The organism is Rhodococcus sp. BP-261 (assembly GCF_019835205.1).
GTDB lineage: Bacteria > Actinomycetota > Actinomycetes > Mycobacteriales > Mycobacteriaceae > Rhodococcoides > Rhodococcoides kyotonensis_B.
This window is the reverse complement of sequence record NZ_JABUCO010000015.1, coordinates 71,026-84,253: the sequence shown is the minus strand read 5'-3', so window position 1 is coordinate 84,253 and position 13,228 is coordinate 71,026. Positions and strand designations below refer to the sequence as shown.

The 13,228-nt window shown below is 66.8% G+C and carries 13 protein-coding genes; 12 read left to right on the top strand and 1 reads right to left on the bottom strand.

All coding sequences use genetic code 11. The features are described from left to right. Positions 1-24: 24 nt before the first annotated feature. The gene (gene hpt, locus HQ354_RS16905) at positions 25-579 is read left to right on the top strand and encodes a hypoxanthine phosphoribosyltransferase (protein WP_068423317.1); all 555 of its coding nucleotides are present in this window, start codon (positions 25-27) and stop codon (positions 577-579) included. Positions 580-583: 4 nt separating this feature from the next. On the opposite strand, the gene HQ354_RS16900 is transcribed toward hpt, so the two are convergent. After that, positions 584-2,746: a serine/threonine-protein kinase gene (locus HQ354_RS16900; RefSeq protein ID WP_374107345.1), complete on the bottom strand. Its 2,163-nt coding sequence runs from the start codon at positions 2,744-2,746 to the stop codon at positions 584-586. Positions 2,747-3,236: 490 nt separating this feature from the next. On the opposite strand from HQ354_RS16900, the gene ftsH reads away from it, so the two are divergent. The 11 genes from ftsH to HQ354_RS16845 all read left to right on the top strand — a co-directional run bounded on the left by ftsH (position 3,237) and on the right by HQ354_RS16845 (position 13,184). Beyond that, positions 3,237-5,876: an ATP-dependent zinc metalloprotease FtsH gene (gene ftsH, locus HQ354_RS16895; RefSeq protein ID WP_222635219.1), complete on the top strand. Its 2,640-nt coding sequence runs from the start codon at positions 3,237-3,239 to the stop codon at positions 5,874-5,876. An 83-nt stretch (positions 5,877-5,959) separates the two neighbouring features. Further along, positions 5,960-6,607, top strand: a complete 648-nt coding sequence (gene folE, locus HQ354_RS16890) for a GTP cyclohydrolase I FolE (RefSeq protein WP_114331955.1) — start codon at positions 5,960-5,962, stop codon at positions 6,605-6,607. Further along, positions 6,604-7,437, top strand: a complete 834-nt coding sequence (gene folP, locus HQ354_RS16885) for a dihydropteroate synthase (RefSeq protein ID WP_222635218.1) — start codon at positions 6,604-6,606, stop codon at positions 7,435-7,437. Before folE ends, folP begins: the two co-directional genes overlap by 4 nt. Next, the gene (folB, locus tag HQ354_RS16880; RefSeq protein ID WP_114331956.1) at positions 7,434-7,796 is read left to right on the top strand and encodes a dihydroneopterin aldolase; all 363 of its coding nucleotides are present in this window, start codon (positions 7,434-7,436) and stop codon (positions 7,794-7,796) included. Before folP ends, folB begins: the two co-directional genes overlap by 4 nt. Further along, the gene (folK, locus tag HQ354_RS16875; protein WP_222635217.1) at positions 7,793-8,308 is read left to right on the top strand and encodes a 2-amino-4-hydroxy-6-hydroxymethyldihydropteridine diphosphokinase; all 516 of its coding nucleotides are present in this window, start codon (positions 7,793-7,795) and stop codon (positions 8,306-8,308) included. Before folB ends, folK begins: the two co-directional genes overlap by 4 nt. After that, the gene (locus tag HQ354_RS16870; RefSeq protein WP_068423200.1) at positions 8,305-8,772 is read left to right on the top strand and encodes a DUF3180 domain-containing protein; all 468 of its coding nucleotides are present in this window, start codon (positions 8,305-8,307) and stop codon (positions 8,770-8,772) included. The genes folK and HQ354_RS16870 overlap by 4 nt, the downstream gene beginning before the upstream one ends. Positions 8,773-8,873: 101 nt before the next feature. Continuing rightward, positions 8,874-10,019: a DUF6779 domain-containing protein gene (locus HQ354_RS16865; RefSeq protein WP_222635216.1), complete on the top strand. Its 1,146-nt coding sequence runs from the start codon at positions 8,874-8,876 to the stop codon at positions 10,017-10,019. A gap of 123 nt (positions 10,020-10,142) precedes the next feature. Then, complete coding sequence (locus HQ354_RS16860; RefSeq protein WP_222635215.1) at positions 10,143-11,057, top strand: Rossmann-like and DUF2520 domain-containing protein; 915 nt, start codon at positions 10,143-10,145, stop codon at positions 11,055-11,057. After that, on the top strand, positions 11,054-11,938 hold the full coding sequence (panC, locus tag HQ354_RS16855) for a pantoate--beta-alanine ligase (protein ID WP_222635214.1): 885 nt from the start codon (positions 11,054-11,056) through the stop codon (positions 11,936-11,938). Before HQ354_RS16860 ends, panC begins: the two co-directional genes overlap by 4 nt. 11 nt (positions 11,939-11,949) lie before the next feature. Continuing rightward, positions 11,950-12,381, top strand: coding sequence for an aspartate 1-decarboxylase (gene panD, locus HQ354_RS16850; RefSeq protein WP_222635213.1), 432 nt, complete (start codon positions 11,950-11,952; stop codon positions 12,379-12,381). 2 nt (positions 12,382-12,383) lie between these two features. Then, positions 12,384-13,184 (top strand): type III pantothenate kinase, encoded by an 801-nt coding sequence (locus tag HQ354_RS16845; RefSeq protein ID WP_114331962.1) that lies wholly within the window; start codon positions 12,384-12,386, stop codon positions 13,182-13,184. The last annotated feature ends 44 nt before the right edge of the window (positions 13,185-13,228 follow it).

The window sequence follows — 13,228 nt, the reverse complement described above, 5'->3', positions numbered from 1 at the left end:
AACGAACCTATGAAGGGATGCGCCGTGTACGAGGGCGATATCGAGTCAGTTCTCATCTCCGAGGAGCAGATCAGGACGCGCACCGCCGAACTGGCGGAGGAGATAGCGAAGCGATATCCAGAAGGCAGCCCCGAAGGGGATCTGCTGCTCGTCGGTGTCCTCAAGGGCGCCATCATGTTCATGACCGATTTCGCGCGTGCCCTGCCGATCCCCACGCAGCTCGAATTCATGGCTGTCAGTTCGTACGGCTCGTCGACGTCGTCGTCCGGCGTCGTGCGCATTCTCAAGGACCTCGATCGCGACATCAACGGCCGTAACGTCCTGATCGTCGAGGACATCATCGATTCCGGTCTGACGCTGTCGTGGCTCAAGCGAAACCTGGCGACGCGCAACCCTGCGTCGCTGTCGGTGGTCACGCTGCTGCGCAAGCCCGACGCGATCAAGGTCGACGTCGAGGTCGCCAACGTCGGCTTCGACATTCCGAACGAGTTCGTCGTCGGTTACGGCCTCGACTACAACGAGCGCTACCGCGACCTGCCGTACATCGGCACCCTCGACCCGAAGGTCTACGGAGGCTGAGCGTTCAGCTGTCCATCGACACCGCGCGTCGCAGCGCACGCAGGTCGCTCTCGAGGAGTCGGAAGATCGAGTACGACACGACGAACGCGGCGATACCGCCGACGCACATGACACGCACGACGCCGATGATGTCCGGAATGTCCTCTGCGGGAACGAAAGTGAGTCCTGCGACGGCGACGAGAGGTATCGACGCGGCCACCGCGAGATAGACGACGCTCCGACGGTCAAGTGCGTGGAGTCGTCGGACGTCCTCGCTGTCGGCGTGCCCGTACGGCAGCAGCGACGGGTAGAGACATCGAATCGTGAACAGCGACACCAGAAAGAACGGGTACGCGGTCGCCATCGCGCCGCACACGCCGAGCGACGCGAAGAAGTGCACGTAGGCCTTCGTCGGCACCGCGCCCGCGGCGATCTGCAACGACACCGGATAGGCCACGGCGGCAACGATCCACAGACCGAGGCACACCGCGACGACGCGGTCCGCGACGAGCAGGGTGTCGGCCCTGGTCCGTGCAAGCCGCTCCTCCGACACGGCCCGTCCCGCGCGCAACACATGCGGCACCGAGATGATGCGACGTCCGCAGTACACGATCATCACGAGGCCGAGCGGCCAGGCGATGCCGTTGATGACCGTGCTGACGGCTTCGAATCTGTCCTGCGCCACCTCGGACAGATCGCTGATGATGAGCGCCTTGTTGTGCTGATAGTTGTAGACCGCGGCGATCACATTGGGGATGCCGATGGCGGCCGTCATCACCGGAACGGTGAACGGGCGAACGCGAAACCGCGCACTCGACGGGGGAGGGTCGACGAGACCGCGAGCGTGCGCGTCGAGACACAGGTCGAACTGCTGCGCCAGTTCCCGTCCTGTCGGCCATCGGTCGTCCCGGTTCGCGGCCAGGCACCTCAGCAGGACGCGTCGCAGCGTCGTCGGACAGTGCGGCGGGAGCGAGGACAACGCGTCGTCGGCGACGCCCGCCAACCGCATCCCGAGCAGACCGTCGATCGTGGTCCGGTCTCCCGCCGTCGACCCGACGTCCGTGTCGTCGAACGGCTTCACGCCGGTGAGCAATTCCCACAGCACGACGCCGAGCGAGTAGAGGTCGCTACGAGTGTCGAGATCCTCTGCGCGACCGGGCAAGCCGGGATGGCACGCTTCCAACTGTTCGGGCGACATGTAGGACAGCGAGCCGCCGAAGTAAGCAACCGGACTGTCGCCCTTGACGTTGTCGCTGAAACTGATGTTGAAGTCCGCGAGCTTGGGGACGCCTTCCGCGGTCAGCAGTACGTTGGCCGGTTTGATGTCGCGGTGCAGGACGCCGCGATCGCCCGCGTAGTTCAGTGCCTCGGCGAGCCGCCTGCCGATCCAGGCCACTGTCTCCGGCCAGGTGAGCGTCGAAAGATAATGGCGCACAGTGGAATCGGTGGGTCGGAGTCCGCCTTTCATCTCGATGGCGGCGTCGATGGCGTCGAGCAACGTCTGTCCCGAACGCTCGGAGGGCGGGATCTTTTTCGTTCGGTGCAGCACGTCGAGCAGCGTCCCGCCCGGCAGGTACTGCATGTAGAGGAGCCGCAGCTTCTTCTCGGGCAGTATCCGTTGATCGAAGACGCGCACGATGTAGTCGTGATCGAGCTGCGCGAGTGTCTGCGGCTCGCTACCGCGATCCTCGGAGATCTTGACGGCGACGACGCGTTGCATCGATCGCTGGCGTGCGAGAAACACCCGCGCGAACGCGCCGCGTCCCAGGCCCATCAGGAGATCGAAGTCGTCCAGCCGGTCCCCGTCGTCGAGATCTTCCAGCTCGTCCCTGGTCCGTGGGTGGGTCCACGACAGATCGGCGGTGAACGACCCGGCCGCAGCGGTGGCGGTGGCGGCAGCGGCCTGCGTCGCGTCCGGGACCACCCGGGCGTCGTGGGTATCGGTCGGTTCACCCGACGTCGTGTTCAGAAGCTCGGTCAACTCGGACGCCTGATGGGGATACGCGGCGACGTACTCGCGCGGTGACACCGCGTCACCGCCCTGGCGCCTGATGCAGAACTCCTCGTAGATCAGCCCGGGCGGCAGAGACGCGCGATCGAGTTCGAACTCGGTGCAGTACTCCGGCAGGCGCTTGGGCAGACGAGCGCGCAGCCAGCGTTCCTGCAGGTCTATCGAGATCAGTTGCATCAGCCAGCCGCGTCGGGCCGCGTCGGAATCGGGGAGGAACGACGCCAGGTCGGGAGGAGTCGCCCGGTCGGTGGCCAGTGCCACCGTCCAGGCGGCGCGGAACGGGCCACCCACGTCGACCGGGGAATCGAACAGCGGTGTCTGCAACGTCCGGGATTCGTCCGATGCGGCCGGGACGCTCTCCTGATTCACGGTGACTCGGTCCGAGCCTGGCTGCACGGTCACTACCATAGACCTGCTCACGGTCTATCGTGCCGTTTGAACGAGACGCCGTCGGGGGTCGGGGAACCTCAGGGGTAGGGGGAACGTTGTACAACGCAGAAGCGCGCTGCGTCGTCGGGCGGTTCGAGACGTATCGGCCCAGCACTGGGCACCTGATGCACCTCGGGCCCGTGTCGGAAGTACGCGGTAGCCTTGAGCATCCGGTAGCGGCCGGACGCCGCTCATCGGAGCAGACTGGAAAGGACGAGGCCGTCTCGGCTGAAGCTGTATGAATCGGAAGACAGTTATACGCAACTTGGCCATCGTTTTCGGCATCCTGCTGGTGATCTACGCCTTCAGCTACTTCGGAAACGACACGCGTGGCTGGAAGACCGTCGACACGTCGGTGGCGATAGCGCAGCTCGATTCGGGCAACGTCGACACCGCGCAGATCGACGACCGTGAGCAGCAGATCCGTCTCGATCTGAAGAACGGAAACGACGCTACCGAGGGCGAGACACAGATCCTCGCGAAGTACCCGGATTCGGCGTCGCAGACCATCTTCGACAAGGTCAACCAGGACGGTCTGCAGAGCTTCAACACCGTCGTCTCGCAGGACAGCTGGTTCTCGTCGCTGCTGCTCTTCCTCCTCCCGATGATCGTCCTGCTCGGACTCTTCGTCTTCGTGATGAGCCGTATGCAGGGCGGTGGACGCGGTGGCGTCATGGGCTTCGGCAAATCGAAGGCCAAGCAGCTCAGCAAGGACATGCCCAAGACGACGTTCCAGGACGTCGCGGGTGCCGACGAGGCCGTCGAAGAGCTGTACGAGATCAAGGACTTCCTGCAGAATCCCGCCCGCTACCAGTCGCTCGGCGCCAAGATTCCCCGCGGAGTCCTGCTGTACGGACCTCCCGGAACCGGTAAGACGCTGCTCGCCCGCGCAGTCGCAGGTGAGGCAGGCGTTCCGTTCTTCACCATTTCCGGCTCGGACTTCGTCGAGATGTTCGTCGGTGTCGGTGCGTCTCGCGTTCGCGACCTGTTCGAGCAGGCCAAGCAGAACAGCCCGTGCATCATCTTCGTCGACGAGATCGACGCCGTCGGACGCCAGCGTGGCGCAGGCATGGGCGGTGGCCACGACGAGCGGGAGCAGACGCTCAACCAATTGCTCGTCGAGATGGACGGCTTCGGTGAGCGCACCGGCGTCATCCTGATCGCCGCCACCAACCGTCCCGACATCCTCGACCCCGCGCTGCTGCGTCCCGGTCGCTTCGACCGTCAGATTCCGGTCGGTGCCCCCGACCTCGCCGGCCGTCGCGCGATCCTCGCGGTGCATGCCGCGGGCAAGCCTGTTGCGCAGGATGCCGACCTCGAGGGGCTCGCCAAGCGCACCGTCGGAATGTCCGGCGCGGACCTGGCCAACGTCATCAACGAGGCAGCTCTGCTCACCGCCCGCGAGAACGGCACGGTCATCACCGAGGCGTCGCTCGAGGAGTCGGTCGACCGCGTCGTCGGCGGCCCGCGTCGCAAGAGCCGCATCATCAGCGAGCACGAGAAGAAGATCACCGCGTACCACGAGGGCGGTCACACGCTCGCCGCGTGGGCGATGCCGGACATCGAGCCCGTCTACAAGGTGACCATCCTTGCCCGTGGCCGCACCGGCGGACATGCGATGACGGTCCCCGAGGACGACAAGGGCCTGATGACCAGGTCCGAGATGATCGCTCGCCTCGTCATGGCGATGGGCGGCCGCGCCGCCGAGGAACTGGTGTTCCACGAGCCGACGACGGGTGCGTCGTCGGATATCGACCAGGCCACCAAGATCGCGCGCGCGATGGTCACCGAGTACGGCATGAGCAGCAAGCTCGGCGCAGTCCGCTACGGCCAGGAGCAGGGCGATCCGTTCCTCGGCCGCTCGATGGGCGTGCAGTCCGACTTCTCGCACGAGGTCGCCCGCGAGATCGACGAGGAAGTGCGCAAGCTCATCGAGGCTGCACACACCGAGGCGTGGGCAATCCTCAACGAGTACCGCGACGTGCTCGACACGTTGGCCACCGAACTCCTCGAACGCGAAACCCTGACGCGCAAGGACCTGGAGAAGATCTTCACCAGTGTCACCAAGCGTCCGCGGATCACCACCTTCAACGACTTCGGTGAGCGCATCCCGTCGGACAAGCCGCCGGTGAAGACGCCGCGCGAGCTGGCCCTCGAACGTGGCGAGCCGTGGCCGCCGCAGCCGATTGCACCGAAAGTCGTTCCGCCGCAATCGTTCCCGCAACCGCAGTACGCCGGTTCGCCGCAGCTGAGCAAGGGGCAGGACGCTCAGGCGGGCGGACGCAACGGCGGTTACACGAACGGTGGGTACACCAACGGTGCGCCGGTCAACGGGTCGCATCCCCAGGGCGTGAGCCCGTACAACGGTGGGCCTGCCCACAGCCAGGGCAACGGCGGCGGCAACAACGGCGGCGGTTACCGGGCTCCCGAACCGCGGCCGCAGGGTTCGCGGCCCGACTACGGTGCTCCCGCAGGGTGGTCGGCACCGGGCTGGCCTCCGCGCGAGTCGACCGGGCCGAGTTCGGGACCGACCGAGCCCGCGTACCAGTCGCCGCACTACCGTCCGCCGCAGTACCAGCCCCCGGAATATCGAGCACCCGAGTACCAGGCTCCCGATTACCAAGCGCCTGAGTATCAGGCGCCCGAATACCGGACACCCGGTCATCAGGGGCCGGGTCATCAGGGGTCCGACAACCGCGGTCACAACGGTGACACGAGCCAGGGCGAGGGCCACGACAGCCCGCCGACCCAGCACTGGGATCCGCTCGGCGGTCTCCCGTCGAACCCGGAAGCTCGCCCGGACGGCAACGAGCCCGGCCGTGACGAGGACGGTGGCCCACGCACTCAGCGCTGGGAAGGGCCGAACGGGCAGCACTAGCTCGTTCTGCGCTTTTGCCCGGACGCTAGGCTGACGAAGAATCCTCGGGGCATCCGAACCCCGCCAACGGAGGTGCGATCTTGGTGTCAGTCAGGCATGCCGGCGACGACGGCGCGGCCGCGGTCAACGGCGTCGGCGAGCTCGTCGCGGTCGAGACGGGGCAGACGTTCGACCAGCCCCGGGCGGAGGCGGCGGTGCGCGAGCTGCTGATCGCTGTCGGCGAGGATCCGGATCGTCCCGGACTCGTCGACACCCCGGCACGCGTCGCACGGGCGTACAAGGAGATCTTCGGTGGGCTCTACACCGATCCCGACTCCGTGCTGAACACCACGTTCGACGAGGGCCACCAGGAATTGGTGCTGGTGCGCGACATTCCGATGTTCTCGACGTGTGAGCACCACCTGGTGTCCTTCCACGGCGTCGCCCACGTCGGCTACATCCCGGGCAAGGCAGGCAAGGTCACCGGCCTGTCCAAGCTGGCACGCGTCGTCGACCTGTATGCCAAGCGCCCGCAGGTGCAGGAGCGCCTGACCAGCCAGATCGCCGACGCGGTCATGCGCAAGCTCGATCCGCGCGGCGCCATCGTCGTCATCGAGGCCGAGCACTTGTGCATGGCGATGCGCGGCATCCGCAAACCCGGTGCCAGCACGACGACGTCGGCCGTGCGCGGTCTGTTGCAATCCAGTGCCGCGTCCAGGGCCGAGGCGTTGGATCTCATTCTTCGCAAATGAGCGTGCCCGACGCACCCGTCGTGATGGGTGTTCTCAACGTCACCGCCGACTCGTTCTCCGACGGTGGCCGGTATCTCGACCTCGACGCGGCTGTCGCGCACGGTCTCGAACTGCGCGACTGCGGCGTCGGCATCGTCGATGTCGGCGGCGAATCGACTCGTCCCGGCGCTGCACGCGTCGCACCCGAGGTGGAGGCGGACCGCGTCGCTCCGGTCATCGCTGCTCTGGCCCAGCACGGAGTCACGACCAGCGTGGACACGATGCGGGCGTCGGTCGCCGCGGCTGCGATCGAGGCAGGAGTGTCGATCGTCAACGACGTCTCGGGTGGACGCGCGGACCAGGACATGGCCAACGTCGTCGCCGACGCAGGCGTGCCGTGGATTCTGATGCACTGGCGACCGGCGACGGCCTACGTGCACGCCGGGGGCGTCGAGCACTACGACGACATCGTCGCCGACGTCCGACGCGAATTGCTCGAGCAGGTCGATCTCGCGCTCGCAGCAGGCGTCGACGCGTCGAACATCATCCTCGATCCCGGCCTCGGGTTCGCGAAGAACGCGCGTCACAACTGGCAGTTGCTGCATGCGCTGCCGACGTTCGTCGAGCTGGAGATGCCGGTGCTCATCGGTGCATCGCGCAAGCGCTTTCTCGGATCGTTGCTCGCCGCCGACGACGGCGCACCGCGCCCACCGGCAGGCCGCGAAGTCGCCACGGCCGTCGTGTCTGCACTCGCCGTCGCAGGCGGCGCCTGGGGCGTCCGGGTGCACGACGCCATCTCCTCGCTCGACGCGGTGGCGGTCGTAGCAGCATGGCAGTCAGGAGGCGCATGAGCGACCGGATCGAGTTGCGTGGACTCGTCGTCCGCGGACATCACGGGGTCTTCGACTTCGAGAAGCGTGACGGCCAGGATTTCGTCGTCGACATCATCGTGTGGATGGACTTGCGTCCAGCTGCGGCCACGGATGATCTGACGCGGACGATGCACTACGGCGAACTCGCCGAGGCCGCGGCGAAGATCGTGGCAGGCCCACCTCGCGATCTCATCGAGACGGTTGCCGCCGAGATCGCCGACGGCGTCATGGCCGACGAGCGAGTCGACGCGGTCGAGGTCACCCTGCACAAACCGTCGGCGCCGATTCCGCTGACGTTCGGCGACGTCGCGGTCGTCGCTTACCGGAGCAGGTCGTGACGCGTGCCGTGCTGTCGATCGGCAGCAACATCGGAGATTCGCTCGCGCATCTTCGATCGGTCGTCGACGCGCTCGGCGATCGGCTCGTGGCCGCGTCGGCCGTCTACTCGTCGGAGCCGTGGGGAGGCGTCGAGCAGCAAAATTTTCTCAACGCGATTCTGATCGTCGACGATGCCGCTCGCGGGCCGTGGGAGTGGCTCGACTTCGCCCGTGCATGCGAAACGGCTGCCGATCGGGTCCGTGTGCAGCGATGGGGGCCACGCAGCCTGGACGTCGACATCGTCGTGTGCGACGACGTGAGCAGCGACGATCCCGAACTTCTTCTGCCGCACCCTCGTGCGCACGAGCGGGCGTTCGTTCTGATCCCGTGGCTCGACGTCGACCCGGCTGCGACGCTCGAGGTCGACGGCACGGCTCGCCCTGTCACCGAGTGGCTCGCTGCCCTCAGCGCTGACGAACGAGCGGGCGTGCGTCGAACCGACATGACGCTCGACACACCGGAGTCCGCGTGAAACCGACTCGTGTCTGGGATCTGATCGGTCTCGCCGTCATCGCGGCCGTCGCCACGTGGTTGCTGGTGCGCACGTTCTACGGATCGTTGCCGCCCATCCCGGTCTACGCAGGCGCGTCGCTCTATCCCGTCGCGTTGGTCGAGACGATCCTCGCGTTCGTGATCCGATCCAGGGTCGACCGGCGTCAGATCGGCGCGGGCCCGCGTCAGATTCACCCGATCACCGCAGCGCGAGCCTTGGCTCTGGCAAAGGCTTCCGCACTGGTCGGTGCTGCTGCGACCGGCGTATGGATCGGATTCCTGCTGCACGTGATGCCGATGGTGTCGACCGTGCGTGCGGCCGCCTCCGACCGAGCGGGCGCGATCGTCGGACTCGTCGCGGGTGCAGCGCTCGTCGGCGCTGCGCTGTGGCTCGAACACTGCTGCCGCACGCCGGACGACTCGCCCGACGAGCCCACGCCGTGAGCCTCGCTCGTACCGTGTGAACACGACGGTCTTGTGAATCGAATCAGATCGACGTTTCAGCTTGTCTCGTGTAGTCCGAATTCCCGGCTACCCTGGTTGCCATGACCGAACCGACTCGCGCGAAAGCGACCCGCCGTCCGCGGCGCAGTGCGAGCCAGCTGTTCATCGCCGCCCTGGTGGTGTTCGGCATCGCAGCCAGTGCGCTGCTGCTGTTCAGCGAGAACATTCAATGGCTGCGCGTCGGCCTGGTCTCGGCGCTGTGGGCCGCGATCGTCGGCGCCTTCGCGATGACCAAGTATCGACGCGACGCAGTGGCCGATCAGGCCAAGGCCAAGGATCTGCAGACGGTGTACGAACTGCAGCTCGCACGCGAGATCTCCGCCCGGCGTGAGTACGAGCTGGGCGTCGAGGCCCGGGTGCGCAGCGAGGTGCAGCTGGAAACCACCGAGGTCGCAGCCCTGCGCGCGGAACTCGCGCATCTTCGCGAGAACCTGCAGCTGTTGTTCGACGGAAACCTGCCCACCGAACGTGTGGCGCTGCGCGCCGAGGCGACACGGATGCAGGAACTCGGCGGTCGCAGCTACGAGAACTACCAGGCTGCGGCGTCGGGCCTCTACGTCCCGGGCGGCGGTTCGCAGCCGCAGGCCAGCACGTCGGACGCCGAGAGCGCGCCCGTCGCCGGGCTGGGAAACCCGCTCGACGAGCCCGTCACGGCCGAGACGTCCGTGCTGTACCCCGACGTCCCCATCGGCAGCGAAGACCCGGGAGCCACGGGCTATTCCACCGCCGCTCCTATCCGTCGACGGTCCGAGCGCGCGACGGATGTCCGGATCCCCGGCAGCGGACGTCGTGTTCCGATGCCACCGCGCGCACCCATCGCGCCCCTCGTCAACGAGCCGGTCGGCTCGCCTGCAGGCCCACCCTCTCTCCCGGAACCCGAGCCCGAGCTCGATCGTCAGCCGGAACCCGAGCGCGAGCCGGAGCCGCAGCCGCACCCCGAACCCGCGTACGTCGGCGGCGAGGCAGCAGCGGAGGCGTCGCCGGACCCTGCGCCCGCTCCCGACCCTGCACCGACGTACGACGACGGGCTGCCCCCGGTCTCACCGCGTCGCCGTCGTCGTGCGGAGCCGGAGGTCGACGCCGACGGAGCTCACTCGAACGGCCGGTCCGTAGCCGAGATCATGGCGGGCCTGCAATCGGGAGGGTCCGAGCCTCAGACGCGTCGGCACCGCCGTCGCGCGGACTGACACGCCGCCCGTGAAATAGATCACGCGCTCGGCCCGTGGTCGGGCGGTGCGCGATGCCGCTATCCTTCCTGAAGGACGTCTGGTACCCGCCGAGCGGGACTGGAACGAACGAAGGGATCTTTGGTGACCTCATCGGAGTTCACCGCCGACATCGCACCTGCACGCCTCACCGTGGGAATCGTTTCCGCGGGCCGTGTGGGCACTGCGGTCGGCGAGGCGCTCGAGCGCGTCGGCCACGTCGTCGTGGCGTGTTCCGCGGTATCCGCGGATTCGGTGCAGCGGGCGACGACCCGACTGCCCGACACCGAGATTCTGCCGGTCGACGAGGTCGCGCGTCGGGCAGAGCTTCTCGTTCTCGCTGTTCCCGACACCGAACTCGCATCCATCGCCTCCGGCTTGGCGTCGACGGGCGCGGTGGCCCCGGGCAAACTCGTCGTACACACGTCGGGTGCCAACGGCATCTCGGTGCTCGCGCCGCTGACGGCGCTCGGGGCGATTCCCCTGGCGATCCACCCCGCGATGACGTTCACGGGTGAGGCCGAGGACACGGACCGTCTGTCGTCCGCGTGTTTCGGTATCACCGCCGCCGACGAGATCGGTTACGCGGTGGCGCAAGCGCTCGTCCTCGAGCTCGGTGGCGAGCCGGTTCACGTCGCCGAAGAGAATCGGGTGCTCTATCACGCAGCTCTCGCGCATGGGTCGAACCACCTCGTCACGGTCATCGCCGACGCGATCGACGCACTCGGCGTCGCACTCGACGGCCCTGGATTCCCCGGTATCGACACGGACCCGAACACCCCGGTCCGAGTCCTCGCACCGCTCGTCACTGCCGCTCTCGAGAATGCGTTGCGACGCGGCCGCTCGGCGTTGACCGGGCCTGTCGCCCGCGGCGACCTCGTCGCCGTCGAAGCACACCTGGCGACGCTGGCGAAGGTCGATCCAGGCATCGCGGCCGAGTACCGAGCCCTCGCACTGCGCGCGGCAACGAAGATCGGCTCGAACTCCGAGCTCGTCGAATTTCTGGAAGGTGAACGATGACCCTGGCAGGCAGCTACAAGGCGGGGGAGCTGACAGTCCACCACGATCCGGCCGTCGTCACCTCGGTGTCGAAAGCCCTTCGCGCCGTGGGCAAGACCGTCGCGCTGGTGCCGACGATGGGTGCTCTGCACGCCGGGCACATCCATCTCGTGCGTCAGGCGCGGCGTACCGGTGCGGTCGTCATCGTGTCGATCTTCGTCAATCCGCTGCAGTTCGGTGCAGGCGAGGATCTCGACGCGTATCCGCGTACGCTCGATGCCGACGTCGAACTTCTGCGCGAGGAAGGCGTCGAGCTCGTGTTCGCTCCGTCGGCGTCCGACATGTACCCGGCAGGCCCGCGCACGACGATCCATCCCGGCCCGCTCGGGAGCGAACTCGAAGGGGTGTCGCGTCCCACTCACTTCGCCGGAATGCTGACGGTCGTCGCGAAGTTGCTGCAGATAGCGACGCCGCATGCGGCGTACTTCGGGGAGAAGGACTATCAGCAGCTGACTTTGATCCGACAGATGGTGCGGGACTTGAACTTCGACGTCAAGATTTTCGGCGTTCCGACGGTTCGCGAGCAGGACGGGCTCGCGTTGTCGTCGCGTAACCGATACCTCGATCCCGCCCAACGTGAGGCGGCGATGGTGCTGTCCGCGGCTCTCGTCGCCGGTGCCCACGCGGCAGCAGGTGGCGCCGAGGCGATTCTGGCGACCGCACGGAGCGTGCTCGACAGCACGCCCGAGGTGAAAGTGGACTATCTGGAACTTCGGGGTGTGGATCTCGGTCCCGCGCCCGAACGCGGCGACGGCCGGCTGCTCGTCGCAGCCAAGGTCGGCACGACGCGGCTGATCGACAACGTCGGGGTCGCCGTCGGCACCGGCTTCCTCGAGAACTGAAGGGAACGACCATGTTTCGCACGATGATGAAATCGAAGATCCACCGCGCCACCGTGACGCACGCGGACCTGCACTACGTGGGTTCGGTGACGGTCGACAAGGACCTGATGGAGGCTGCGGACCTGCTCGAGGGTGAGCAGGTGACGATCGTCGACATCGACAACGGCGCACGCCTCGAAACGTACGTCATCACCGGTGAGCGGGGCAGTGGCGTCATCGGAATCAACGGTGCCGCAGCGCATCTCGTCAATCCCGGTGACCTCGTCATCCTGATCGCCTACGGCGTGATGAACGAGCAGGAGGTAGCGGACTACGCCCCGCGCGTGGTGTTCGTCGACGACAAGAACGCGCCCGTCGTGCTCGGTGCGGACCCGGCGCACGCGCCGGAGGGTTCGGGCCTGATCGACCCGCGCTCGTTGCGCGCCGATTCCGTCGCGGTGTAGCCGTGCTTCTCGCGATCGACGTGCGCAACACGTCGACGACGCTCGGGCTCTTCACCGGCAGCGGAGATCACTCGAAGTTGTTGCGCGACTGGCGGATGCGCACCGATCCTCGCGTCACCGCGGACGAGCTGGCTCTGATGCTGCGTGGGCTTCTCGGCGACGACGTCGATCGGATCACCGGTGTATCGGCACTGTCGACGGTCCCGTCGGTGCTGCGCGAGATGCGCACGATGCTGGCGCGGTACTGGAAGCACGTGCCGCACGTGGTGGTCGAGCCCGGTGTACGCACGGGAGTGCCTCTGCTCGTCGACAATCCGAAAGAGGTGGGTGCGGACCGGATCGTGAACACCCTCGCGGCATACGATCTGTACGGAAGTGCGTGCATCGTCGTCGATTTCGGCACGACGACGTGTGTCGACGTCGTGTCGGCCAAGGGAGAGTTCCTCGGTGGCGCGATCGCACCCGGACTCGAAATATCAACGGCCGCAATGTCGTCGAGGTCCGCGGCGCTTCGTGAAGTCGAGTTGATTCGTCCACGCTCGGTCGTCGGGAAGAACACGGTCGAGTGCATGCAGTCCGGGGCCGTGTTCGGCTTCGCGGGTCTCGTGGACGGCCTCGTCGGACGCGTCAGACGCGAGCTGCCCGAGTTCGCAGGCAAGGATGTCGCGGTCATCGGCACCGGCGACAGTGCACCGCTGATCATGGACGAGAGCACGTCGATCGAGCATCACGAGCCCGATCTGACGCTCGAAGGCCTGCGTCTGGTGTACGAACGCAATCTGGCGAAAAGGCGGGCGCGCTAGCGCGTTCGCGCTGCGTGTGTCAGAATCGTCGGCGTGATGATGTG